This is a genomic window from Pseudovibrio sp. SCP20 (assembly GCF_057774105.1).
This window is the reverse complement of the sequence record NZ_JBYMDH010000006.1, coordinates 237,649-263,313: the sequence shown is the minus strand read 5'-3', so window position 1 is coordinate 263,313 and position 25,665 is coordinate 237,649. Positions and strand designations below refer to the sequence as shown.

Sequence of the window (25,665 nt, the reverse complement as noted above, 5' to 3'; positions counted from 1 at the left end):
CTGTCCGGGAGACGCAAACAACCTAGATGCAGCGAGATCGCTACATCTTTCTCTGTAGAAAAACGTGAAAAGTCCAATGTATGCGGAAAGCTACCTCTCGCACTAATTGGTTTCGCGTTCAAATGTGATCAGTCGAGTTCTCTGTTTTGGCTACTTCGGCGAATGCTGGCATAAATTATTGTGCGCACTTCAATGGAACTGCGACCATAAAAAAACCTCCGAGTGGGGAGGGTGCAACCAGACTGCCAAATGACTGTAAAAAACTGTATAGCACATTATCCACGGATTTCCAACCTCTCTCAAGCAAGAGAGGATTTAAGACATCCGCGGATAATGTTTGGCAATTAATAAATGTTTGGAAGCTCTAGGCTTTTACGAGCTTAATCGCCCGTACCTGGCTTCTCGGAGAAGTATTTTTCCAGTTTTTCTTTTACGCCGTCAAATTCAGCTGCTTCTGGGAGCTGATCTTTCTTAACGGTCAGATTCGGCCACTTCTCTGCGTACTCTGCATTGAGCTCGACCCACTTTTCCAATCCAGGCTCTGTGTCTGGGAGAATTGCGTCGGCAGGACATTCCGGTTCACATACACCGCAGTCGATACATTCGTCCGGATGAATGACGAGCATGTTCTCGCCTTCGTAAAAGCAATCGACCGGGCAAACTTCAACACAGTCGGTGTATTTGCATTTGATGCAATTGTCTGTGACGACGTATGTCATCGCAATCCTCTTAGTCTCTGGCGCTGCATATTTGTCTGAAGACAAATGGCACGGGCTCTCGCGGCCCTGACGATTTTTTCGTCCATTAAACTTTGTGCTCTTTGCTACCGGTTTTCATTGGGTAGTGCAAGCGCTGTCATAGGCGAAGAGATTGCAATATTGGGGCAAAATTTACCAAAAGTGGCCACTAAAAAGGATCGATTTCGTTGAAGCCCCGAATCCGGGCAATTTGGCGGCGATCTTTTTTCGTTGGACGTCCCGCACCGGCTTCGCGTTGTGCGACTGGAGCCTGTGTTTCTTTGGGAGGTGGCGGCGGTGACATGTCCTCATAAAGCATCTGTGCTTCAGGGGCTGGACCGCGGCGGGTGCCAAGTTTCAAAACCTTAAGGATCAAAAGGCGCCGCGGCATTGTGATGGTCAGTACATCGCCGGGCTTTACAGCTGCTTTGGCTGCTGAAACTTTCTCTTTGTTCAGTCTTACGTGTCCGGACACTGCCAGTTTCTGAGCCAGCGTCCGGGACTTTGTTATGCGGGCGTACCAGAGCCACTTGTCAATGCGGATTGAGCCTTGTGGTTCTGGTGCTGCCATCTGCGGTATCCCGAAGGGGCGACTATTTGTCGCCCTTTTCCAAGTTCTGTTTCAGGGACATCAGCGCTGCGAATGGAGAATCCGGATCCATTGGCTTGTCTTTGCGTGGAGCAGACTTTGCCTGATGGCCACGGTTCTGATCCTTGTTGAAGCCACGGCCTTTGCCGCCCGGCTTACCAGGATTGCGACGCTGCTGATTGTTGCCGCCACCACGACGCTCGCCACCGCCACGACGTTCATTGCCACCGCGTGCGTTGCGCTGCTGACGGTCGTTATTGCTGCGACGACCACCGAAACGACCTGGGCGCCAGATTTCAACGGTGACCGTTTCCATCTCTTGCTCACCTGTCGCTTCTTCAGAAGCTTCTGCCGGAGCAGCTTCTTCTACTGGTGCTTCAGTTGCTTCCGCCGCTGCTGGAGCTTCGGCTTCACCCTCTGCAGCCTGTTCTGCTGGTGCAGCTTCGGCTTCTTCAGCAGGTGCTTCTGGCTTCTTGGTAACAGGGCGCTGTTCTTCGCGTGTTTCCAGACGGTAGCCGAGAGACTTCAGGATGTTGGAGAAGTCTTCGCCTGCACAGCCGAGCAGGGAGGTCATGGAAACGGTAACGGTGAATGCGCCACCTTCTACCAATGCGCCTTCTGGCGGCTCAACGCCTTCTTCCAGAGGCTTCCAGGCAACCAGCGGACGGATGATGTCTGCCAGACGCTCCAGAATGTCGACGCGAACAGCGCGTGGACCACAAACGCGGAAGCCAACGACACGGTACAGTGCCTGCTCGATTTCCGGATCTACTGGAACGGAGGTGCGGCCAGATGCAGAGAGCTGTGGCAGCTCTGTCAGGCCTTTGATTTCGCCTTTGCCTTCTTTCAGCGCCCAGAGCTGAGCAAGCAGCTGGCTTGGTGCTGGCTTAAGAAGTGCAGGGACGTAAATGTGATATGCACCGAAGCGAACGCCGAGTTTGCGGAGCGAACCACGCATCTGCTGATCAAGCTGACGAATGTCATCAGCGATCTCCTGACGCTCAAGAATGCCGAGGCCTTCGGTCAGGCGGAATGCTACGCCGCGAGCGATGCCTTCAACTTCTTCAGCCTGTTCCAGGTCGAAGAGAGGCTTCAGGAGAGTTTCGATGTGGGTCTTGATCCATAGATCAAGGCGCTCCTGCACCATGTCGCGTGCAGGTCCTGTCAATTGCTCATCAGCAAGAATGATCAGGGATGGGCGCAGGGTCTGTTCACCAGCCGTCAGGCGGGCGATAGATTCACCCTGCCATCTTAATGTGCCGTCTGCGGAGAGGATGAACTCTTCGTTAGGCGCGCGAGACAACCGTTCTGCACGGTTTTCAATCTCACTAGCTAGTGCTTTTTGGGCCGCAGCACGGACAGCTTTTTCTTCCTGTCCTTCTGCCGTTGCATCCGGAGCAAACCGGAAGCCATGAAGCTGGCCAATGTGCTGTCCTTCTACAAGGACATCTCCGGTTGCGGTGATCTCCGCTTCGAGCATTTTGTTCTCTCTCAGACGTCGCATCAATACGCTGGTTCGCCGATCCACAAACCGCTGTGTAAGCCGTTCGTGAAGGGCATCTGATAATCGATCTTCTATGCCGCGCGTCACGCCCTGCCAGTGAGCAGGGTCATTCAGCCAATCGGCACGGTTTGCCACAAAGGTCCACGTACGGATATGAGCTATCCGGTTCGCCAGTGTGTCGATATCCCCATCCGTCCTGTCCGCCAGTTTGATCTGACTATTGAACCAATCATCCGGAATGGCTCCGTCCTGGATCAGATGGGTATATATCCCTGTTACGAGATCTGCATGGTTTGCCGGAGCTATCTTGCGATAGTCTGGAACCTGACAGGTATCCCACAGTAATGAAACTCTCTCCTGCGTGGTCGCAAGGGAAAGAATGTCCCTGTCACGATTAGCAAGTTCGAGAACACCGATATCCTCCGCCGGAGGGGCTTTGGTCAAGCCCTCTTCTCGCGGAGAATGCTCCAAACTGCGCAAAAGTGCGCGAATCGAGGAAAAATCGAGGTTTGGGTTGCGCCATTGCAGCACTTTTAATGGCTCGAACTCGTGAGATTCGAGTTGATGGACCAGTTCCTCATCAAAACCAGGGACTCGTCCAGTTACACCAAAAGTACCATCTCTCAGGTGTCGGCCTGCGCGTCCAGCGATCTGCCCGGTCTCAGCTGGGGTGAGCTGGCGGTACTGATAGCCATCAAATTTGCGATGTCCGGCGAACGCGATGTGGTCTACATCAAGGTTCAGACCCATGCCTACGGCGTCGGTGGCGATGAGCCAATCAACGTCGCCGTTCTGGAACAGGTCGACCTGTGCGTTGCGCGTTCTTGGAGAAAGAGAGCCGAGCACGACAGCTGCACCGCCGCGCTGTCGGCGGATGAGTTCTGCGATGGCATATACTTCATCAGAGGAGAAGGCGACAATCGCAGAGCGGCGTGGGAGGCGTGTGATCTTCTTGGAGCCAGCGTAAGTCAGAATGGACATACGTGGACGGGTGATCACATTAATACCCGGCATCAGTTTTTCGAGCAGCGGGCGGATGGTGGAAGAGCCGAGCAGGAGCGTTTCTTCTCTGCCGCGCAAGTTCAGGATGCGATCTGTAAAGACATGGCCGCGTTCAAGGTCGCCAGCCAGCTGCACTTCATCAATAGCGACGAAGTCTACATCCAGATCCTTTGGCATGGCTTCTACAGTAGAGACCCAGAAGCGAGGGGTCTTAGGGATGATCTTTTCTTCGCCAGTAATAAGGGCGACGAGATCAGGTCCCTTCTTCTCTACAAGGCGGCCGTAGACTTCTCTTGCCAGCAAACGAAGGGGCAGGCCGATCAGGCCGGATGAGTATGCGCTCATCCGCTCGATTGCCAAATGGGTCTTACCCGTGTTCGTTGGCCCCAAAATCGCAGTGACAGACCGTGATCTTGTGGTTCGGTGCAACGTGTTCTTGTTCATCTAGAAGTGCAATTCCGTAGTCTATGGCCAAACGTATCTCGGCACTCAATTCTTTGGCTGGGATACTGAAAATGCCCGTGCGGTGCCTCACCCAATGAAGTGGCATTTATATGGCAGAGAAAAGCGCTGTAAAGCTCTGGAATGAATAAAGACGAAAAATGCTGATGATGAGCACTGGAATGAAGTTTCAGTTTCATACCGGTATAAAAGGGCTTTTTGTGTATACGTTATCGACACTCTGCGGTTTTCGCTGAATAAGATGCATGACTAAAACGTGCACTATATGCCGTTTTGGGGAGGTTACATCGTGTTAAATGGTTACAAGAAGCCAGCTGTTACGCGGATTATGCGTAACACATTCGCACTTGTTGCTAGCTAAATTTCTGAGTAACTCTCTTGTTTTAGCTGAAAATTTGCCATTTGGTAATGCCCCCGGACATGCTGCGGATGAGTGCTGCAGGGGGGATGTTGCCACTTCTGTTTTAACCAATGGGTTTCTCCGGGGTGGAGTTATCCCCGCTTTCCCCTCAGGCATATCGTTAAGTTTTTTGCATCTATGCAGAATGAAAAGAAACGGAGAATCCAACTGAGAAAAGTCTCAAAAGGTTGGAATATTTTTCCTATATTACATACGCATCCGTATTGATGTTCGGACAATCTAAGGTTAACGAATTGTTAACCTGCTCCTAACAATAGCTTTTTCCTAAGAAATAAGAATTCTCGTTTTAAGTCTAAAGTTTTCCCGTCGGCACTTTTCGAAAAAGACATAGTGCAATTTAACAATGTCAATATATATGGCCGTATTTCTATTGGGAGAGAAGTTAAATTGAATAGATTTCTTTCCCAATATGAAAACAATGAGCCTCGAATAGAAGATGGGTGATAGATACACCTTCTATATTGAGTGGATATTGCGTAGAGTAAGGTTGTTGGAGGCATAATATGTAGGGGTGTATAAAATGAATCCGTTGACTGCTGCACTTGAATTTGTTGAATCTATTAATAATGAAGAGACACCTGATGGTGTTTCTAAGCGTATTGCTGAACTTGGCCAATCTTTCGGCTTTACAAGTTTTTGTCTCGCTGCGATCCCCGAAGCCGGCGCATCTTTTGATGGGTCAATTATGTTGAGTGGTTGGCGCCCTGAGTGGCAACAACGTTATCTCGACCGTGATTATGTACAAAATGATCCGATTGTCGCGAAAGCGCGCACTGCTAGTCGTCCATTCCTATGGTCCAGTGTTGCACGTGATCGCAATTTGACAGCAGCTGCACAGCAAGTCCTTTCCGAAGCACGTGATTACGGAATGTATGATGGTGTTTGTGTGCCGGTGCATGGCCTTCAGGGCTATCAGGGCATGCTTATCTTTGGTGGACCTGAGGTGCGTTTGAATGAACGCGAGATCAGTGTTCTTCATCTGGTTGGTATTTACGCAAGTAATAAGGTGCGTGAGCTTGTTGGTGCGAACACCAACCGTCCTCGCCATCGCCTTACTCCTCGCGAGCTTGAATGTCTGAAGTGGTCCGCTGCAGGCAAGACAAGTTGGGAGATCAGCCAGATTCTGAATATCTCACAGCATACTGCAGATTGGTACCTGGCTTCGGCTGCCAGAAAGCTGCATGCTGCGAACAGAACACACGCGGTGGCTGAAGGTTTCCGCTTGGGTCTTATTCGTTAAGCTATAACGACACCTACACATGCACTCGGCAGGGTTCGCTATGCGAAGCCTGCCGAGTGCACTTGTGCGGATGAGTATAATTTGTCTCCTTTAGTCGTAAAAGTAGAAAAATTTGCATGAGATATATTAGTGAAGTCAAAATTTAGGGTATTTGTGTATATATTTTTACGTGTTTAGTTTTTCTCAATTGTACGATAAACTCCTTAGAATTTCCCCGTTTTCTTAATGTTTTATGACCCGTTAAATATAGTAATGGCTCAAGTGACTATAAATTAATCTTTCCATAGAGGGATTTGCTCGACTATAAAGCCCCAAAATACATAGAGACTGGGGGACCTACTTTGGCTATTCAACGAATATTGGTTGCTAACCGCTCAGAAATTGCAATTCGAGTTTTTCGAGCTGCAAACGAACTTGGTCTCCAAACGGTTGCTGTATTTGCTGAAGAAGACAAGCTGGCTTTACATCGCTTTAAGGCAGATGAAGCTTATCAGGTAGGTAAAGGCCTGGGCCCGATTGAGGCTTACTTGTCTATCGACGAGATTATCCGCGTTGCAAAAGAACAGCGCGTTGATGCAATTCACCCAGGTTATGGTTTCCTTTCTGAGAGCCCGGAGTTTGCCGAGGCTTGTGCTGAGAACGGCATTATCTTTATTGGCCCTTCTCCTGAAACCATGCGCCGCTTGGGTAACAAAGTTTCTGCACGCGAGCTGGCGATTAAAGCTGGCGTACCGGTGATGCCTGCGACTGATCCACTTCCTGATGATATGGAAGAAGTGAAGCGTCTTGCGCTGGAGATCGGTTATCCGGTGATGCTTAAAGCATCCTGGGGCGGTGGTGGTCGCGGTATGCGCGTGATCAAAGACGAGGAAACGCTGGAACGCGAAGTTGTTGAAGCTAAGCGTGAAGCACGTGCTGCCTTCGGTAAGGACGAAGTTTATCTCGAAAAACTGGTTGAGCGTGCCCGTCACGTTGAAGTGCAGATCCTTGGTGACCAGCATGGCAACCTTGTTCATCTGTTTGAACGTGATTGTTCCATTCAGCGCCGCCACCAGAAAGTGGTTGAGCGCGCTCCGGCTCCTTATCTTGATGAAGAAAAGCGCCGTGAGCTTTGTGAGTATGGCCTGAAGATCGGCCGTGAAGTTGGCTATTGTGGTGCCGGTACTGTTGAGTTCCTGATGGATGCTGATACCGGCAAGGTTTACTTCATCGAAGTGAACCCGCGTATTCAGGTGGAACACACGGTTACTGAAGAAGTGACCGGCATCGACATCGTTCGTGCGCAGATCCGTATTGCAGAAGGTGGTCGCATTGGTGATGAGAACGTCACCGGTGTTCCTGAGCAGGCTGGCATTGAGCTGAATGGTCATGCCCTTCAGTGTCGTATCACTACCGAAGATCCAGAGCATAACTTTATTCCGGATTACGGACGTATCAGCGCTTATCGTGGTGCGACCGGCTTTGGTGTTCGCTTGGATGGTGGCACCGCGTATGCAGGTGCTGTGATCACCCGCTTCTACGATCCGCTGCTTGAAAAAGTCACTGCATGGGCGCCGACACCTGAAGAAGTTTGCGCGCGTATGGATCGTGCTCTGCGCGAATTCCGTATTCGTGGTGTTGCGACAAACCTGATCTTCCTTGAGCGGATCATTGGTCATCCGTCATTCAAGGATAACTCTTATACAACCCGCTTCATTGATAATACGCCTGAGCTGTTTGAGAACATCAAGACAGCTGACCGCGCGACGAAGCTGTTGAACTACATCGCTGATGTGACCGTGAACGGGCACCCAGAAACCAAAGGCCGCCCAACGCCACCAGCAGATGCACCGTCACCTGTTGCGCCGAAGTTCAAATTGCCGGTTATGGATGGCACGCGTCAGAAGCTGGAAGAGCTTGGACCTAAAGACTTTGCCAAGTGGGTGAAAGCACAGCCGCAAGTGTTGGTGACTGACACCACCATGCGTGATGCGCACCAATCTTTGCTTGCTACACGCATGCGTACCTACGATCTGGTGCAGGTTGCTGACAGCTATGCGCAGGGTTTGCCTGAGCTGTTCTCTCTGGAATGCTGGGGCGGCGCGACCTTTGATGTGTCCATGCGCTTCCTGACTGAAGATCCATGGGAGCGTCTTCGTCTTGTACGTGAGAAAGCGCCAAACCTGCTGATGCAGATGTTGCTGCGTGGCTCCAACGGCGTGGGTTACGCGAACTATCCGGATAACGTGGTGCAGCACTTCGTCCGCCAAGCTGCTGAAGCTGGTGTGGATGTGTTCCGCGTGTTTGACTGTCTCAACTGGGTTGAGAACATGCGTGTGTCACTGGATGCGGTGCAGGAGCAGGGCAAGCTGTGTGAGGCAGCGCTTTGTTACACTGGCGATATCCTGAACAGTGCGCGTCCGAAGTATGATCTGAAATACTACGTCAATCTGGCGAAAGAACTTGAAGCGGCTGGTGCGCATATTCTTGGCATTAAGGATATGGGCGGTGTGCTGAAGCCTCAAGCGGCTAAGGTACTGATCAAAGCGCTGAAAGATGAGATCGAAATTCCGATCCACTTCCACACGCACGACACTTCCGGTATCGCAGCCTCAACTGTTCTGGCTGCTGTCGAAAGCGGTGCGGACATTGTTGATTTGGCGATGGATTCCCTGTCAGGCCTGACTTCTCAGCCATGCATGGGCTCTGTTGTTGAAGCGCTGAAGGGTACTTCTCGCGACAGCGGTCTGGATACTGACCGTATTCAGCAGATTTCCTTCTACTGGGAAGCTGTTCGTACTCAGTATCGTGCATTCGAGAGTGATCTGCGCTTTGGTGCTTCTGAAGTTTACCTGCACGAGATGCCAGGTGGTCAGTTCACCAACCTGAAAGAGCAGGCTCGTTCGCTTGGTCTTGAAATGCGCTGGCACGAAGTTGCGAAGGCTTATGCTGACGTGAACATGATGTTTGGTGACATTGTGAAGGTTACGCCAAGTTCCAAGGTTGTTGGTGACATGGCGGTGATGATGGTGTCTCAGGGCATCACACCTGAAGATGTGATTGATCCGAACAAGGAAGTTTCCTTCCCAGAATCCGTCGTCAACATGATGCATGGTGACCTTGGTATTCCTCCGGGAGGTTGGCCTGCTGACCTGCAGAAGAAGGTTCTGAAAGGTCAGGAGCCAATCACAGTCCGTCCGGGTTCTTTGCTGGAAGCTGAGGACATGGATGCTAAGCGTGAAGAGCTCTCCGGCATTCTGGGCCGCAAAGGTTCTGAGCAGGAACTCTCTTCCATGCTCATGTACCCGAAGGTTTATACCGAGTTCACCAAGGCACAGGACAAGTACGGTCCAACCAGTGTGCTGCCGACACCAACCTACTTCTACGGTCTGGATGTTGGCGATGAGATCATGGCCGAGCTGGAGCCGGGCAAGACGATGGTTATCTCCTGTCTTGCGATCGGTGAGACTGATGAGCACGGTGAAAAGCGTGTGTTCTTTGAGCTGAACGGTCAGCCACGCAACATCCGTATCATCGACCGTACGCATAGTGCAGCCAACACACCTGCGCGCCGTAAGGCAGATGATGACAATGAGCTTCAGATTGGTTCACCTGTGCCGGGCGTTATTTCAACGCTGGCGGTGAAGGCGGGCCAAACCGTGAAGGCGGGTGATCTGCTGGTCTCCATTGAAGCGATGAAGATGGAAACATCTGTTCATGCGGAACGTGACGGTGAGATCAGTGAAGTTTGTGTAGCACCTGGCGATCAGCTTGATGCGAAGGATCTGATTGTTACCTTTAAGGGATAGTGCCTGAACAGCACTGATTGATTGAGATTAACCAGCAATGCGTTTGGTGCATGAGCACTATGCATTGCTGGTTTTTTCGTTTCTATATCTTAATTGTCTAATTATATCAGTCGGTTAATTGACTTTTGAAGCTGCGTTTTACGTTAGGTATTGCTACGTTCCGTAGTAGTGCGGTTGTCCCTGTTTCGGCCCTTCTGTATTCAGCGCTCCAACTAATTCGAGAGTGTGTTTCCCAATTTCTGTTCTGCAGGAGCTGTCTTCCTAATGGGTCAGAGTTGGGTTTTTTATTGAGGGTGCGACCGTGCAAACTAAAACAGGAAACCCAGCAGTTATCGGCCTTGCTGGATTTGGTATGACGACCTTTGTTCTGCAGATGGTGAACATTGGCCTGCTGGACAACATGGGTCCGGTTCTTTGGCTGGGCGTTTTTGTTGGTGGCCTTGCGCAGTTGGTTGCAGGTTTCCAGACAGGTAAAACCGGCAACAACTTCGGCTACAGCGCGTTCACCATTTACGGTGCATTCTGGCTGGCGTTTGCCGGTATTCTTGTTGGCAACAAGCTGGGCTTCTACACCTCATCCCACACCGATATCGGCTTCTTCCTGCTGCCATTCACCATCTACACCGGCATCATGTTCTACGGTGCGCTGCACATTCACACTGCAGAAGCTTCCATCTTCGGTAGCCTGCTGCTTGGCTTTATTCTGCTGGTTTTGGGGCACTTTGGTCCTGCATTCTTTAACGTGATTGCTGGTTACGTGCTGATCCTGTGCTCTTTCTGTGCATGGTACGTGATGGCGCACATCATCTACAAAGATGTTTGTGGTCGCGATGTTCTGCCAGTTGGTTCTCCAGTGTTGCAGCCGGGCGAAAAAGTATCTGCAGCTGAGGCAGTTGCTGCTGAGTAAGCTGCGTCCAAATGGATGAAAAAGGCCCGGCAATGTGACCGGGCCTTTTTATTATTTGCCTGTGTGGGATGACCAACTGCTGGCTGGTTCGGATGCGTATCCGATCCAGTTATCCATGAAGGCTTCCAACCAGTGCAGAACCGCTGGGTCATACACGAAGCGCTCGCGGAAATGTTCGCCGCGTTTTTTTGCTCCCGGAAGTACCAGACGGTGAGCAGCGCGTGTGGTCCAGCGGTTCATCATGGCGTAGGTCAGTTCCGGATGAAACTGAATGCCGAATGCATTCTCGCCAACGCGAATGGCCTGATTTTCATAGGTCGGGCTGGAGGCTAACAGTTCTGCGCCTGCAGGAAGAGAGAAGCCCTCGCGGTGCCATTGGTAGACCTGTTTGGGCCATTCCATGAGGTCGGCGCCGGACTCGGTTGCTTCCAGCGGATAGTAGCCAATCTCAACCAAGCCATCGTTATGGCCTGTGACCTTGCCACCAAGGTTTTTGGAGAGCATTTGCGCTCCGAGGCAGATGCCGAGGAATGGCTTGTTTTCCTTAAGCGGAACGCTGATCCAGTCGATTTCCTGCTTCACGAAGTCATCGCCGTCATTGGCACTCATCGGGCCGCCGAAGATGATGGAACCTGCATGATCTGCCAGAGTTTCGGGCATAGGATCGCCGAACCGTGGGCGGCGGATGTCCAGCTCAAATCCACGTTTGATCAACTGCTGCCCGACACGACCGGGATTGGATGTTTCCTGATGCAGTACGACCAGAACTTTGGCCGGGTGCTGTTTATTCCGCTCTAACATTTCAAACTAAAACCTTCAGGTAGAGGAGGGGCTACTACCACTTTGTCGCTGAGCTACTTTCTGCTTAAGCTGCATGCGATCTCTGGAGGAGACGCCAAGGAGCTCTGCAACGCGCCAAATTGTGTTGTCTTCAAATTCATGGACGGACCCATCGGCGAAGACCATCTCCCAGAGAGCCTCGATCACTTTCAGGCGCTGTTCCGGTTCCAGCTTGCGCTTGAGAACGGAGGTAAAGCCGTAAAGATCGACCGCTTCTTCGTCGCGCACTTTGGCGAGCTCCATGAGCTCTTTCGTGTCTTCCTCGTTCAACTCATATTGTTGCTGCAAGACGCGTTTCAACTGGTCCAGTTCCTGCTGCTCAATCTCGCCATCAACGGCGATGATATGGAACATGAGTGCAGCGACCGCCAGCCGTTCATCATCTTCAGAAAAGCGTCCAGCTTCCTCCTGCTCATTTGACAGGTCTTTGAAGAATTTTTTCAGGGCGTCCAGCATTCATGTGCTCCGTGCAACTATTGGTTTTCTTGCACTTTTAAATAGTGCATTTCTGAGGTGCTTAAAGATGATTCAGGTCCGAATGAAATACTATTGATACGCAAAAACAATTACAAATGCCAAAGAAAAGGACCGAAATACGCCAATTTGAAGCCACGTGATACTGCGACAATTGGGAGCAAATATGATAGGACTCACTGGTTCAGAATACGTAGTTCTTTTGTTCTGGCCCTTGAAAGGCTTTAACTAATCATAATTTAGACGTTTTCTACGGGCTTTTTGCCCTGTATTTGTTGAGTACAAGCTGCTTACATGAGAGTCCTTTTCCGGGCCTCACGAAATCGTCCACTAGGATACTGAGACTAAATGAAACGCTCTCTTCTTATCTTTGGAGCTCTTGCCGCTCTTGTGGTTTGTGGTCTGGTGCTTGCACCGCTGCTCGTTCCACAAAAACAGCTGAAAGCCCAAATTGCAGAAACGTTCGAGACAGCGACCGGGTGGAAGCTGCGTCTTGATGGGCGGACGAGTGTGGATCTGCTGCCGACGCTGGCCATCGAGATTGAGAATGTTGGTGTTGCTGGTGTTGCACGAGCTGACGGGATTGAGTTCGCGCGGGTTGAGAAAGCCCGTTTTGAGCTGAACTCTCTGCGTTTGCTGACCGGTGGCAACATCATCCGCAACATTGAGCTTGTTGAGCCGACCTGGACTTTGGAGTTTGATCAGAAAGGCGGCGCTTCCTGGCAGCCGCAGTTGGCAAACGGCAAAGAAGGGGAAGCCTCTTTGGTTGCTGCCAACATTGCGGGCCGCGTGGCCTCCTTCATGCAGCAACTGGATCTGGATACTGTTGGCATTCAGCGTGGTGATGTCTCTTATAGTGAACCTGATCAGGCGGCTCCGCTGGTGTTCTCTGATATTGACCTGACACTGAACTTTGAGAGCGGTGGTGATGCACTGACGGCAGAAGGTGCGTTTGTTCAAGGTGATGAACAGTATGCTGTCGGCGGTCGGGTTGGTTCTGTTACTGCGCTGAGTGAAGCGCGGGCGACCTCTGTTGAGGCGCATCTTGTCGGACCTGCACAGGAGAAGATTGGCTTTAATGGTCAGCTTGCGTTTGGGGCGCGGCCTGTCGGAACGCTTCAGGTTTCTGTTGAACTGCCGGATCTTGCTGCTGTTGCTGCTCAACATGACGCGAAGCTGCCCGAAGCTGTTGGGAGCGCAGCGCTTACGACTGAGCTTCAGTTCCGTCAGCGCGGTGTTCGCACAAAGGATCTTTCAATCACTGCTGGCTCTGTTGGTTTTGGCGGCGATGTTGCGCTGAACTATCTGGAAGACGGCTATGAGCTGAAAGGGCAGGTTAGCGGACAGTCTCTGAACTTTGAGCAATTGCTGCGTTTGGCTGGACTAGATGTTCCTGCTTCCGGTTTTGCCAATGTGGATGCCTCCTTCTATGGCGTTGGCCAGTCTTATGATGAGCTGGTCGCTGCGCTGGAAGTTGATGGCGGTGCTATCCTGCGCAAGGGGCGTGTCTCAGACATTCAACTGCCGAAGTTGCTGGCAGTTGATGGGCGTGATGAAGCTCTGGACGATATGGATCTGACCTTTGTGTTTTCTAGTCTGTCCAAACCGCTTGAGTTGAAAGGCACTGCGCGTTGGAATGGTGAGCCGATTGTTTTGCAGGGCGGATTGCGGTCTGATGCAAATGTTGATCTGGCATTTTCCAGCGAGATGTTTTCTGGCAGCCTGACTGGTCCATACTCTCTGCGTGATGGATTTGGCGGTATCTTCGCATTCCAGACTGATGACTTTAACAACTTCGCGCGTTGGTATGGGCGTCCGTTGCCACGGTATTTGCGTGGACAGAAGCTTGTGCTCTCTGGCCAGTTTGATGCGGATGCAAATGGTGTAGCGTTCCAGAATGCGCAGTTCCAGTTGGATGACACCAGTCTGCAAGGCAATGGCCGGCTGGATACTGGTGAAGTTCCAAAGTTGAGCGGCCAGCTGGAAGTGGCGCATGCCTCCTTCGATAAGATGTTCTCTCGTCATGATGCCAAGAATGCGAAGGGTGAAGGGGATTATGACTTCTCTGTTTTGCGCAGCTTTGATCTGGACCTTGGGCTAACCATTCAAGACCTGAAGCTGGGCGCTTTGCGTGGGCAGAATGCTGAGTTAAGGGCAGCGCTTTCAGAAGGTCGGTTGGCTTTGGATGTGAAGCGGGTTGGCCTTTACAAAGGTGAAGGCGCTGGCAAGCTGTTGCTGAACGGTGCGACTGTGAAGCCGGGCATTTCTGCTGAGTTTTCGCTGAAAGGTATCAATGCGGCTCCGTTCCTTGCCTCACTTGGAGATATGCCGCGTGTGGATGGCAATCTTTATGCTGAGATGGACGTGAACACCTCCGGTAAGACGCCGACTGATCTTTGGGGAAATATGGGTGGTGCGCTGAGCTTCCAGCTTGGCAATGGCATGCTGCATGAGCTGGATGTTGATCGCTTGGTTGCATCTGTTGGCAACAAAGGTATCACCGGCTGGCCGTTTGCTGAGGCGGATCAGACTGAGTTCTCCAGCTGGGGTGCTGACGTTATCTTTGAACAAGGCACTGCAGAGTTTCAGGCTTTGACCTTGCAGAGCAAGACAGCTCTGGTGGAAGGGCGTGGTGCGATCAACATCAAGGATGGCGAGGTTCTCTGGTATTTGCAGCCAAGCATGCTAGATCAATCCAAGTTGGATGGTGAAGGGACTGCAAACACTCAGACTGCTGATATGGCGCCATTGAAGATCCGCGGCTCTATCAACCTGCCGAGCTTTGAGACTGTCGATATTCAGGAGTATGCGAGTGCGTCCTTCGGGGATGTGAAGCAAACCCAGAAGCTCTCTGAGAAGCTGGCGCAGGATCTGGAGACAGCCAAGACGGTTGAGGAAGCTCAGCGCTTGCGGGCAGCTGCTGCTAAGGATGCGCTAACAGCATCTTCTGAAAATACTACGGCCACACCTGAACCGACTGTGCTTGCAAAGCCTGCTGCTGAAGAAGGTGCTGTGAACACGGCTTCCATCGGTGATGGGGATTTGCCCCCACTTGCTGAAGGTGCTGTTGCCAACACTGACACTTCCAAAATCCTCATGCCTGTCGCGAAGCCGGGTGAAGCCCCCGTATCAACACCTGCTGCTGTGGCGGAGGCACCGAAGAAGTCACGCGTTATCGCTGCTCCGAAGCGTGATCTGAAGCGGCGTGATGTGGTGCCTCGTGGTCCGGGCAATGTGAACGTTGAAGCGGTTGCTGAAGGAACGGCAGATACAGATGCAACGCTGACCTCACTAGAGGAAGCATTTGGTATGCCTGCTGGTTTCCTGTCTGACTGATCAAGGTCCAATCAGAATTGAAAAGCCCGGAGCGGTGAATGCTCCGGGCTTTTTGTTAGATAAAGTCGATCTCGTTGCTGAGTGGCATTTGCCTGATGCGTTTGCCGGTTGCTGCGAATATCGCATTTGCCAGAGCTGGTGTTGATGGTGGTGTTCCTGGTTCACCGGCTCCGCCCATACGTGGAGAGTTCTCCAGCAATTCGATGGTGATCTTCGGTGCCTGATACATGCGCATGGCGTCATAGGTGTCGAAGTTGGCTTGCTCCACCTGCCCGTCTGCCCACGTGATTTCCTGACCAAGCGCCTGACTGAGGCCGAAGTTGATGCCGGACATGATCTGGTCTTTGAACATGCCGGGGTCCAGCACGATGCCCGGATCCGCAGCTGCCCAGACTTCCTCGATGGTGACAGTATTGTCTGTGACGTCGACCTGAACCACTTGTGCCGTCCATGTGCCGAATGAAAGAACATGGGCAATGCCACGTCCTTTGCCTGCTGGCAGCGGAGTGCCCCATCCAGACATTTCTGCAACGCGTTTCAGCACTTCACGGGCTGGCAGGAACTCGTCACTGGTCAGATGGGCTAGGCGGAACTCAAGCGGGTCTTTGCCTGCTTTGTGGGCTGCCTCGTCCATGAAGCTTTCATGGAAGAAGCCATTGATGGAGTTGCCGACTGAACGCCAGAAACCAAGTGGAACCTGAAGGTCGGCCACATGGGCCTGACAACGGATGTTTTCGACATCCAGAGGCTGATTGAATGCGCCATCAAGCACAGTGTTATCGGGACCAGCTGGGCTGATGCCGGGGAAGATCCTTGGCATCACGCTTTGGATGATAGATGGGGAGGCCACGTGCATGTCCATGGTCTTCAATGTGCCATCTGGTGTGACTTGACCTTTGAACTCACCAATCGCCATTGGACGGTAGGTGTCATGCTGCGTGTCTTCTTCTCGTGTCCAGGTGACTTTGACTGGATGCGGAGCAGTAGCTTCTGCGATCACTGCGGCATAGAGAGCGAAGTCGACTTCCAGACGGCGTCCAAAACCACCGCCGAGGCGTGTTGTGGTGACGTCGATATCTGCGCTGTCCATATCGAAGTGACTGGAGACCACAGACTGGATCAGGCCGGGAGCCTGCGTACCGGTCCAGACACGGATTGCGCCTCCGTCATGCTGAGCGGTTGCGTTCATTGGCTCCATGGTGGCGTGGGCGAGGAATGGGACGCGGTATTGAACTGATACGGCTTCACTTTCCGGAATGGAGGTGAAGACTTCGGCGTCAGACCCAGTGCCGCCGAGCTCAAAGGTGGCTTCCTGCGTCAGAGCGTTTTCAAGGGCGGACCACATTTGATCCGTGTTCTGAAGAGAAAGCGGATCGTCCCACTCGACTTCGAGCGCCTCTGCGCCTTTGAAGGCTGCCCATGTGTTGGTCGCAATAATGCCGAGACCTTCGCCTGCGATGGTTTTGATCTCGACCACGTCTTTCACGCCGGGAACTGCGAGGGCTTCGGTCTTATCATAGCTCTTGATGCTGACGCCCTTGCGTGGAGCCATTTTGACAGTGCCGTAGAGCATATCTGGCAGCTGGACGTCGATGCCGAAGATACGGCCACCCGTGACTTTCTCTTTCAGCTCGACACGCTTCTGCGATTTGCCGAGGATCTTCCAGTCTTTGGCTTTCTTCAGCTTCATCTCACTTGGTGGCGAGATAGCTGCTGCTTTGCGAGCCAGTTCGCCATACGTGACGGATTTGCCGGAAGCTTTATCCGTGATGGTTCCGTCTGCGAGTGTCAGGTTCTCTTCAGAGGTGCCAAAATGCTCAGCTGCGGCTTTGACCAATACGTACTTTGCAGCGTATCCGGCTTCGCGCATCTTCACGAAGGCGTCAGTCATGGAAGAGGACCCGCCGGTCATGTTCAGGCCGAGGAACTTGGCGACGATCTTCATGGAGCCGCGGGCCATCTCCGCCAGCACGCTTTCATCGTAGAACGGGAATGGTGCGGACTCTTCCAGCATGGAGGAGTTGTAATAGGCCGGGCTGGATGGACCGTGTTCTACAACAACCTGTTCCAGTGGAACTTCCAGCTCTTCTGCGACCAGAGCTGCGAGGGTTGTGTGAACGCCCTGACCCATCTCTGCACGAGGGGCAATGATGGTGATGGTGTTATCTGCATCTACCATCACATAAGGGTTGAACGGTGTCTCACCTTCGGCCTTCTTTGCGTCCAACGGGTTGGCGTAGGGCTTTTGATAGAAGTAGTAGCCCACGACGAGGCCACCGGCGGCTGCAACGCCAAGGCCGAGAAAGGCGCGGCGGGTGTATTTTCCCAATCGGCTCATCTTCAAGCTCCCAGCGTTTGAGCTGCGTCTTTGATCGCAGCTTTGATTTTTGGATAGGTGCCACAGCGACACAGGTTGGTCATGGCATCGCTGATGTCTTCATCAGATGGGTCTGGGTTCTCTTCCAGCAGAGCAACCGCAGCCATGATCTGACCGGACTGGCAGTAGCCGCATTGTGGCACGGAGTGTTTCATCCAGGCCTGTTGAACGGCGTGGAGCTCATCTCCCTGAGAGATGCCTTCGATGGTGGTGATTTCACCTTCCACTTCGCCTACTGGCTGGGAACAGGAACGAACAGCTTCTCCGTCAATGAGAACTGTGCAAGCTCCACAGGCGGCGACACCGCATCCGAACTTAGGACCTTTGATGTCCATGATGTCCCGAAGCGCCCACAGGAGTGGCATTTCCGGATCGGCTTCAATCTCTTGTTTTTGACCATTCACGGTCAGAGGAATTTTCGGGTACATTTGTTTGGCGATCCCGTAAATTTAAAGTTAGGAGACTTTCGTTCTCTTAACTTATGATCTAACGGAAGTTTGTCAATGCACATTGCCAAGATTAATTGACATGCATTGGAAGGGGACATATCACCACTTTATGACCAACCAGAGTTTTCAGCGCGCCAGATCCGCCGAAGCAAAGGCGCAGCGCCATAATGATCTTATTCGTGCCGCGACCTGTGTTCTTGAGCAGGACGGTGTAGATGGACTGACCCTGCAGGCGATTGCCAGCCGTGCGGGTATTGTGAAGTCCAACATCTATCGGTACTTCGAAACGCGGGAAGCCATTCTGGTGGAATTGCTGCTGCGCGATTTCGTGGAGCTGATCGAAGATATGGAAACGAAGGTTTCTGGTGAGATGGCGCCGGCCGATATGGCGCAGCTTCTTTCAGAGATGTTTGCATCCCGTCAGCGTTTGTGTGAGCTGATGAGCGAAATTGCGCCGACAATGGAAAAGAACATCTCCATTGATTGCATTCGCAACTTCAAGCGGGCTTTGCTGGCTGAAGCCAGTCGGGCAACGTCTGTTTTGCAAGAAGGTCTGCCATGGCTGAATGCTGAGGAAGCAATGGCTGTGTTCTTCAGCATTCATGTGTTTGTTGCCGGGCTGTGGCCTGTGACCAATCCTCCGCCGGCTCTGGTTACACTCTACGAAGAGCCGGAGTTTGCACCGCTTAAGTATGAGTTTGCGCCGGCGTTGTTTGGTATGATCACCGCTCACCTGCTTGGTCTGGAAGCATCCAAAAAGCTCAGCGCATGAATGCTGTGATCGCTTGTTCCAACCGGTCGATGCCGACTTGAGGATCGTTGGTGTTTTGAATTTCCACCAGATGCGGTAACTCCGGTAGAGACAAGTCTGCACGTCTTAAGCGTTGCTCAATGTCTTCTGCGGTTTCGCGGCCTCTCATTGATAAGCGCTGGGCCAGCACGTGGATCGGTGCAGTGATGTGCACGACCAGCAGTTTCTCATACTTCTCGACTGCTTCCGCCAGCGCTTTGCGAGATCCGTTTGCGATGGCAATGCCGCCTTTGGTTATGTGGTGATCAACGCATTCAGGTAGCGCGTAGGTTAATCCATGGGCGGGCCAGGATAAGGCGATGCGGCCCTGATCAATGAGCTGTGACATCTCCTCATTGCAGACAGCTTCATGTGGCTCTGAGCCTGCATCTGCCGGGCGAGTGATGAGGCGGCGGGCGAACATGATGTTGGCATTGCCTTCACATCGATCCTTATAGCCATAGATGAGCGTGTCTTTGCCTGCGCCACTTGGGCCGACGACCATCACCAGAGCGCCGGGACCAAGTTTGCCTGCTTGCTTGCTGGTTTTGTCCAGAACTGTCACGACAGATCCATCTCCTGATTGCCTGCGTTAAGCGACGCGGTAGCCTTCGCGCCAGACACCGCGCACGATTGGCACGTCACCGACCATGCGCACCTGCACCAGATCAGCGCGACGGCCAACTTCAAGCGCTCCGCGATCAGCAAGACCAACAGCTTCCGCCGGGATCTTTGTGACTTTCTGGAGAGCATCTGGCAGCGAGATGCTTTCGATTTGCTGAGCGAGTAGGAAGGATGCTTGCAGGAGGGAGACTGGGACGTAGTCTGAAGACAGAACATCCAGATAACCAGCTTCGGCCAGCTCGCGAGCGGAGATGTTGCCGGAGTGGGATTTGCCACGCACGACGTTTGGCGCGCCCATAAGTACGGCCATACCAGCTTCGTGGGAAGCTTTGGCTGCTTCCAGCGTTGTTGGGAACTCAGCCACGTTGATGCCGAACTGAACAGCTTCTTCCACGTGGGCGAGGGTAGCATCGTCGTGGCTTGCCAGCATTATGCCTGCGGCTTTTGCCCGTTCTGCGATTGCATGGCGGTTCTTGTCGGAGTTGCGTTCGGCACGCGCTTTCATTTGCTGCATGAACTCCTGCAGCCGCTCTTCTGAGAAACCTTTCTTGGTTTTGTAGTAGAGCTCGAACTGTTCCAGTGAGGTGAACTGGCGTTGTCCTGGTGTGTGGTCCATCAGGGAAGCGAGGCGCACGCGTGGGTCGTTGTTGAACAGGTCGAAGCCTTCCACGCAGTTGTCTGCAGAGACTTCGCAGCGCAGGTGGATGTAATGGTCTGCGCGCAGGCGGCCTTCCTGCTGGCCAATCTCGATAGCATCCGCCATGGCGCGCATGTCTTTTGCAGTCAGGTCTGCATCATCTTCCATGCCAACGCGCAGAGCATCGAACACGGTTGTGATGCCGGAGCAAGCGATCTGGGCGTCGTGGGCTTGTACTGCGGACACCGCATTCCAAGTGACGCCCGGGCGTGGTTTGTAGTGGTTTTCAAGGTGATCAGTATGCAGCTCAACAAGGCCGGGGATGAGGTAGTCGCCTTCACAATCCAACGCATGGGAAACGTTGCCACTGCTTAAATCGCTGATTTTGCCTTTATCAATCGCCAATGTGCCTTCCACCACCTGATCAGGCAGGATCAGTTTTGCGTTGGTGAAGGTCATTGGTGTGTGTGGCTCGACCATTGTTGATGTCTGGTGTGGCGCTTCGCCGACTAATACATCGCTCATGCTGATTGTCCTTCCAATGGTCTGATTTCAATGACTTGAAATGGCGCTCCGGCCTCTGTTTCAACACAGAGGGCGAGGTGCGAAATGGAGATTGGCTGATGAATGACAGGCTTGAAGTGGTCTTCTGCGGCAGCTTTGAGAGCATTGCGCTCCGTCTCGTCTTCAAGCCGTTTTGACAGGGTCATGTGAAAATGAAAATGCTCGAAAATATAGGGGTAGCCCCATTCCAGCATATAGGCATCCTGCTGTGGTGTCAGGTTGGCCTTGCGGCGACGTTCGATATCCTTGTCGCTTAATGGTGCGCGCAGGTGATCGAACTCCTTGATGCATTGTGCTGCCAGCCCATTGAGTTGCTCTGAGGGCTGGGTTGGTGTCAGTGCCAGAAACTGGCCCAGAAAGTTGGGTGCCAATCCTTCGATAGTGAAGGCCGGTGTTTGGCTGGCAAAAGCGGAAAACGCTGTTTTTACATCCTCCAAGGACTTCCTGGTTGCCAGACGAAAGGGTGGCTTCATGGTGGCATGAAAGCCGTAGCGACGTGCGTCCTCAGTGATTGAATGCAAGCGCTCTCCATTAAGTGCATCGAGCTGAGGTTGCTCAAGGCTATCGTTTGAGAACGCTGATCGCCCGAGCCATTGACTGCCCAGTTCTGTAAGCTTAGCTGACTGCGGATGGGTGAAATAGATTGAGTAACGCATATCCAGAATATCCTTGGGCTTCGAGTTACCGGGCAAACAGTGTCAGTCCTATGACACGTCAGGCCGGTTCGAAGTGATCCAGAAACCTTTCCACAGTCATTGATTGAAACAGCGGGAGCCGCTCGAAGATATCGTCTTCGTGCCAGTTCCACCATTTGAGTTTGATGAGACGGTCTGCCGCTTCCTGCGAGAACCGCCTTCTGATTGGTTTGGCTGGGACGCCGCCTACGATTGTGTAGGGCTCAACGTCCTTTGCCACCACAGCACCAGCTGCGAGGATTGCTCCGTCCCCGACTGTTACTCCGGGCAGTACTGTTACGCCGTGCCCGATCCAAACATCATTGCCGATGGTGACGCGAGCAGCTCTTCGGTCAGCAAAGAACTTGTGGTCCCGCTCTTTATCTTCCCGGTAGTACTCTGGTGTGTAGGTGAAGCGATGTTGGGAAACCCGCTCCATGGGGTGATTGGGAGGACCAAGTCGAACATTGGATGCACTGGCCGTGAACTTTCCGATTGTGGTGTCCGCAACCGTCGAATTTGGGCCAATGTAGGAGTAGTCGCCGATCTCACAATATTCCAGATAGGTTGGGCCAAGCACTTCGCATTGCTTGCCAACCTGAGCCTCTCTTTGGGTGACGGTTGACTCAATGACCGTCTCCGCAATTTTGGGGGGCTTTACCATGGAGCGGGGTTCCCTTTTCTGCATACCTGTTGCAGGCATGCGTTAAGCAGCTGTGGCGAACGAGGTGACGTCGATGATCCGGTCAGCAATGGCATCGCGCACATCATGGTCATGCAGGATGCCTACCATTGCCACACCTTGTTGCTTCTTCTCTTCCACCAATTCCACCACTACAGCTCTGTTGGCTGCATCGAGGGAAGCTGTTGGTTCGTCGAGAAGCAGGATTGGGTAGTGAGCGATGAACCCACGAGCGATGTTGACGCGTTGCTGTTCGCCGCCGGAGAAGGTTGCCGGAGGCAGCTGCCACAGGCGTTCTGGCACGTTGAGGCGGGAAAGCAGTTTGCCCGCCCGTTCAAATGCTTCCTCTTCCGCAACACCTTGTGCCATCAAAGGTTCGGCGACCAGTGTGAGGGCAGGCACGCGTGGGATAGCTCGCAGGAACTGGGAGACATATCCGATTGTGGTTTCGCGCAGGCGGATGATGCGTCGCGGGGTTGCGTCAGCCACGTTCACGATCTCATCGCCGTCCGTAATCAGTATCTGGCCTTTCTGGCAGCGGTAGTTGGCGTAGATCATCTTAAGGATTGAGCTTTTGCCGGACCCAGATGGTCCGCCCAGCACAACGCATTCTCCAGCAGACACCGAGAAGTTGACGCCAGAGACGACTGGGATTTCCAAGCCGCCTTGCAGGTGCATCTTGAAGGACTTGGCAAGGTCTGAAACGAGCACTTTCGTTTTGGGTGTGTTTGACATCGTCTTGTCCTTAAGGCTGCAGAATGGAGGAGACGAGGAGCTGGGTGTAGCTCTCTTGCGGGTCGTCCAGCACCTGATCTGTCAGACCGCTTTCGATCACGTGGCCGTGGCGCATAACCAGAATACGGTGTGAGAGCAGGCGGGCTACTGCCAGATCGTGGGTTACGATGATCACGGAGAGGCCGAGGTCTGTCACAAGACCGCGCAGAAGATCCAACAGCCGAGCCTGCACGGAAACATCGAGACCGCCAGTTGGTTCATCCATGAACACAAGGCGCGGGCCGGTGACAAGGTTCCGCGCAATCTGAAGGCGCTGGCGCATGCCGCCGGAGAAGGCGCGTGGGTCATCATCGATGCGGTCTTCTGCGATCTCAACGCGGCCAAGCCAATCAGTTGCGGTGTCACGGATGTTGCCGTAGTGGCGCGCACCGACCGCCATGAGGCGTTCACCGACGTTTGCCCCTGCTGAGACCGTCATGCGAAGGCCATCTGCCGGATGTTGGTGGACGAAGCCCCAGTCAGTGCGCATGAGCATGCGGCGTTCTGCTTCGCTCATCTCATAGAGATTGCGCATCTGGCCCATGCGGTTGCGGTAGTTGACCGAGCCAGAGGTTGGGGTGAGGCGCGTTGCGAGGCAGTTGAGCAGCGTTGTTTTGCCCGAGCCACTCTCACCTACGATGGCAAGCACCTCACCCGGATAGAGGTCGAAGCTGACATCTTTGCAGCCAATGCGACCGCCATAGAGTTTTGTTGTGTTGCTGACCTGAAGCAGCGGAAGGTCTTCAGTGCTTTGAATAGGCAGAGACATTAGTCGTTTCCTTCTGCTTCCAGCGGGTTGGTTCCCAGGTGACCAACATGGCCTGCTTCGCGGCGGTCCTCGCAGAAATCACTGTCAGAGCATACGAACATGCGGTTGCCGTCATCATCCAGAATGACCTCATCCAGATAGACGCCTTCTGCTCCACAAATGGCGCAGGGTTGTTCGAACTTGGTGACTTCAAAGGGATGATCTTCAAAGTCGAGGCTCACCACCTTGGTATGTGGCGGGATGGCGTAGATGCGCTTTTCGCGGCCAGCTCCAAACAGCTGGAGTGCTTCCATCTGGTCCATCTTCGGGTTGTCGAACTTCGGCGTTGGAGATGGGTCCATCACATAGCGATCCTGCACCATGACCGGATAGGCGTAAGCGGTTGCTATGTGTCCGAACTTGGCGATGTCTTCATAGAGCTTCACATGCATGAGGCCGTATTCTTCCAGCGCATGCATCTTACGAGTTTCGGTTTCTCGAGGCTCGAGGAAGCGGAGAGGTTCCGGGATTGGGACCTGATAGACCAGCACCTGATCCTTGGTCAGCGTGTCTTCCGGAATACGGTGACGCGTCTGGATGACGCTGGCGTCTTTGGTCTTGGTGGTCGTCTCCACGCCTGTGGTCTCAACGAAGAAGTTGCGCAGGGCGACAGCGTTGGTGGTGTCATCGGAACCCTGATCGATCATCTTCAGGCAATCGTCTTTGCCGATGACTGCCGCAGTGACCTGCACGCCGCCGGTGCCCCAGCCGTATGGCATTGGCATTTCGCGGGCGGCGAAGGGGACCTGATAACCGGGGATCGCAATGCCTTTGAGGATTGCGCGGCGGATCATGCGTTTGGTTTGCTCATCCAGATAAGCGAAGTTGTAGTGCTCGCCGGAGATGCCTTGTGTCTCAACGTGCTCGGTCATTGTGCTGCCTCCGCAACGAGTTCCTGTTCAGCTGCTTCGCGCTTTTCCTGCCATTCCTTGCGAACCTTGCGGATCAACTCCAGCTCTGACTGGAAGTCCACGTAGTGGGGCAGCTTGAGGTGCTCAACGAAGCCGGTGGCCTGAACGTTGTCTGAGTGAGAGAGGACGAACTCCTGATCTTGTGTTGGAGAGTCGATTTCTTCGCCTAGTTCTTCAGCGCGTAGAGAGCGGTCTACGAGAGCCATAGCCATGACTTTGCGCTCACCTTGACCCGGAACCAGACCATACCCACGGGTGAACTGCGGTGGCGCGGAAGCGGAGCCTTTGAACTGGTTGATCATCTGACATTCGGTGACTGTCATGGTGCCTAGTGGCACCTCGAAGCCCAGTTCTTCCATGAAGAAGTCAACTTCAACTTCTCCCAGGCGGATTTCACCTGCGAATGGGTGAGTTCTGCCGAAACCGCGCTGGGTGGAGTAACCAAGAGCCAGCAAGAAGCCTTCGTCTCCGCGGGCAAGGTTTTGCAGACGCAGATCACGATCAGCCGGGAAGGTGAGCGGTTCGCGGGTGATGTCGCCAACCAGTGCATCTGGTGCGAGTGGCTCGTCTTCTTCAATGAGGCCTTCGTCATTGAGAAGATCGGTGACACGAGGAACAACCTCTTCCTTCTTGAACTCCTGAGTTTCTGGTGCTGGTGCTTCACCATCTGCGGCTAGTTTGAAATCGAGCAGGCGCTGGGTGTAGTCGAAGGTTGGGCCAAGCAGCTGTCCGCCGGGTAGATCCTTGTAAGTCGCAGAAATGCGACGACGGATGAGCATCTTTGCCGTGTCGATTGGTTTGGAGTAGCCGAAGCGTGGCAAGGTTGTTCTGTAGGCGCGCATCAGGAAGGCAGCTTCGATAAGATCGCCGCGAGATTGCTTGATGCCCAGTGCTGCCAGTTCTGCGTCGTACAGTGAGCCTTCTGCCATCACGCGGGAGACGGAGAGGTAGAGCTGCTCGGAGATTTGCTTGAGGCTCAGGGATGGGATGCTGGTATCACCACGGCGATCCCGAGCCATGAGTTTGTGGGCGTTTCGGATAGCTTTTTCGCCACCTTTCACAGCAACATACATGG

General features: G+C 53.1%; 20 protein-coding genes. 5 read left to right on the top strand and 15 right to left on the bottom strand.

The features are described 5' to 3' along the window. Nucleotides 1-380: 380 nt before the first annotated feature. The 3 genes from fdxA to AC3CB2_RS21585 all read right to left on the bottom strand — a co-directional run bounded on the left by fdxA (nucleotide 381) and on the right by AC3CB2_RS21585 (nucleotide 4,276). Nucleotides 381-719 carry a ferredoxin FdxA gene (fdxA, locus tag AC3CB2_RS21595; protein WP_008551659.1) on the bottom strand — a complete coding sequence of 113 codons (339 nt, stop codon included), beginning with the start codon at nucleotides 717-719 and terminating at the stop codon, nucleotides 381-383. A 187-nt stretch (nucleotides 720-906) separates the two neighbouring features. Next, the gene (locus AC3CB2_RS21590) at nucleotides 907-1,308 is read right to left on the bottom strand and encodes an RNA-binding S4 domain-containing protein (RefSeq protein ID WP_352936320.1); all 402 of its coding nucleotides are present in this window, start codon (nucleotides 1,306-1,308) and stop codon (nucleotides 907-909) included. A gap of 22 nt (nucleotides 1,309-1,330) precedes the next feature. Further along, entirely contained in the window at nucleotides 1,331-4,276 is a 2,946-nt protein-coding gene (locus AC3CB2_RS21585; RefSeq protein ID WP_352936318.1) for a helicase-related protein, read from the bottom strand. Between the two features lie 959 nt (nucleotides 4,277-5,235). On the opposite strand from AC3CB2_RS21585, the gene AC3CB2_RS21580 reads away from it, so the two are divergent. The 3 genes from AC3CB2_RS21580 to AC3CB2_RS21570 all read left to right on the top strand — a co-directional run bounded on the left by AC3CB2_RS21580 (nucleotide 5,236) and on the right by AC3CB2_RS21570 (nucleotide 10,650). Further along, the gene (locus AC3CB2_RS21580; protein WP_008551372.1) at nucleotides 5,236-5,955 is read left to right on the top strand and encodes a LuxR family transcriptional regulator; all 720 of its coding nucleotides are present in this window, start codon (nucleotides 5,236-5,238) and stop codon (nucleotides 5,953-5,955) included. Between the two features lie 341 nt (nucleotides 5,956-6,296). After that, entirely contained in the window at nucleotides 6,297-9,743 is a 3,447-nt protein-coding gene (gene pyc, locus AC3CB2_RS21575) for a pyruvate carboxylase (protein WP_352936316.1), read from the top strand. A gap of 301 nt (nucleotides 9,744-10,044) precedes the next feature. Further along, nucleotides 10,045-10,650, top strand: coding sequence for an acetate uptake transporter (locus AC3CB2_RS21570; RefSeq protein ID WP_054783494.1), 606 nt, complete (start codon nucleotides 10,045-10,047; stop codon nucleotides 10,648-10,650). 51 nt (nucleotides 10,651-10,701) lie between these two features. On the opposite strand, the gene AC3CB2_RS21565 is transcribed toward AC3CB2_RS21570, so the two are convergent. After that, a complete protein-coding gene (locus AC3CB2_RS21565; RefSeq protein ID WP_352936314.1) occupies nucleotides 10,702-11,451 on the bottom strand; it encodes a glutamine amidotransferase in 750 nt (249 codons plus the stop codon). Between the two features lie 15 nt (nucleotides 11,452-11,466). Next, nucleotides 11,467-11,946, bottom strand: coding sequence for a tellurite resistance TerB family protein (locus tag AC3CB2_RS21560; protein WP_008551624.1), 480 nt, complete (start codon nucleotides 11,944-11,946; stop codon nucleotides 11,467-11,469). A 366-nt stretch (nucleotides 11,947-12,312) separates the two neighbouring features. On the opposite strand from AC3CB2_RS21560, the gene AC3CB2_RS21555 reads away from it, so the two are divergent. After that, complete coding sequence (locus AC3CB2_RS21555; protein ID WP_352936312.1) at nucleotides 12,313-15,300, top strand: AsmA family protein; 2,988 nt, start codon at nucleotides 12,313-12,315, stop codon at nucleotides 15,298-15,300. A gap of 55 nt (nucleotides 15,301-15,355) precedes the next feature. Here the strand turns inward: AC3CB2_RS21555 and AC3CB2_RS21550 are convergent, their stop codons facing one another. Next, nucleotides 15,356-17,638 carry a xanthine dehydrogenase family protein molybdopterin-binding subunit gene (locus tag AC3CB2_RS21550; protein WP_352936310.1) on the bottom strand — a complete coding sequence of 761 codons (2,283 nt, stop codon included), beginning with the start codon at nucleotides 17,636-17,638 and terminating at the stop codon, nucleotides 15,356-15,358. Between the two features lie 2 nt (nucleotides 17,639-17,640). Next, entirely contained in the window at nucleotides 17,641-18,105 is a 465-nt protein-coding gene (locus AC3CB2_RS21545) for a (2Fe-2S)-binding protein (protein ID WP_083417395.1), read from the bottom strand. 130 nt (nucleotides 18,106-18,235) lie between these two features. Between AC3CB2_RS21545 and AC3CB2_RS21540 the strand changes: the two genes are divergently transcribed. Further along, nucleotides 18,236-18,898, top strand: coding sequence for a TetR/AcrR family transcriptional regulator (locus AC3CB2_RS21540; protein WP_352936308.1), 663 nt, complete (start codon nucleotides 18,236-18,238; stop codon nucleotides 18,896-18,898). Here AC3CB2_RS21540 and phnN read toward each other — a convergent pair. From phnN to AC3CB2_RS21500, 8 genes are read right to left on the bottom strand one after another with little or no spacing between them, the layout of a single operon-like run. Beyond that, nucleotides 18,888-19,481 carry a phosphonate metabolism protein/1,5-bisphosphokinase (PRPP-forming) PhnN gene (phnN, locus tag AC3CB2_RS21535; RefSeq protein WP_352936306.1) on the bottom strand — a complete coding sequence of 198 codons (594 nt, stop codon included), beginning with the start codon at nucleotides 19,479-19,481 and terminating at the stop codon, nucleotides 18,888-18,890. The genes AC3CB2_RS21540 and phnN overlap by 11 nt on opposite strands. Nucleotides 19,482-19,508: 27 nt before the next feature. Beyond that, nucleotides 19,509-20,657, bottom strand: coding sequence for an alpha-D-ribose 1-methylphosphonate 5-triphosphate diphosphatase (locus AC3CB2_RS21530; RefSeq protein ID WP_352936460.1), 1,149 nt, complete (start codon nucleotides 20,655-20,657; stop codon nucleotides 19,509-19,511). A gap of 41 nt (nucleotides 20,658-20,698) precedes the next feature. Then, nucleotides 20,699-21,397, bottom strand: a complete 699-nt coding sequence (locus tag AC3CB2_RS21525; RefSeq protein WP_352936304.1) for a DUF1045 domain-containing protein — start codon at nucleotides 21,395-21,397, stop codon at nucleotides 20,699-20,701. Nucleotides 21,398-21,455: 58 nt separating this feature from the next. Further along, nucleotides 21,456-22,118, bottom strand: a complete 663-nt coding sequence (locus tag AC3CB2_RS21520) for a DapH/DapD/GlmU-related protein (protein ID WP_352936302.1) — start codon at nucleotides 22,116-22,118, stop codon at nucleotides 21,456-21,458. 3 nt (nucleotides 22,119-22,121) lie between these two features. Beyond that, the gene (gene phnL, locus AC3CB2_RS21515) at nucleotides 22,122-22,832 is read right to left on the bottom strand and encodes a phosphonate C-P lyase system protein PhnL (RefSeq protein WP_352936301.1); all 711 of its coding nucleotides are present in this window, start codon (nucleotides 22,830-22,832) and stop codon (nucleotides 22,122-22,124) included. A gap of 10 nt (nucleotides 22,833-22,842) precedes the next feature. After that, entirely contained in the window at nucleotides 22,843-23,640 is a 798-nt protein-coding gene (gene phnK / locus AC3CB2_RS21510) for a phosphonate C-P lyase system protein PhnK (protein WP_352936299.1), read from the bottom strand. Further along, nucleotides 23,640-24,551: an alpha-D-ribose 1-methylphosphonate 5-phosphate C-P-lyase PhnJ gene (locus tag AC3CB2_RS21505; protein ID WP_352936297.1), complete on the bottom strand. Its 912-nt coding sequence runs from the start codon at nucleotides 24,549-24,551 to the stop codon at nucleotides 23,640-23,642. Before AC3CB2_RS21505 ends, phnK begins: the two co-directional genes overlap by 1 nt. Beyond that, entirely contained in the window at nucleotides 24,548-25,663 is a 1,116-nt protein-coding gene (locus tag AC3CB2_RS21500) for a carbon-phosphorus lyase complex subunit (protein ID WP_352936295.1), read from the bottom strand. The genes AC3CB2_RS21505 and AC3CB2_RS21500 overlap by 4 nt, the downstream gene beginning before the upstream one ends. Nucleotides 25,664-25,665 lie beyond the last annotated feature (2 nt).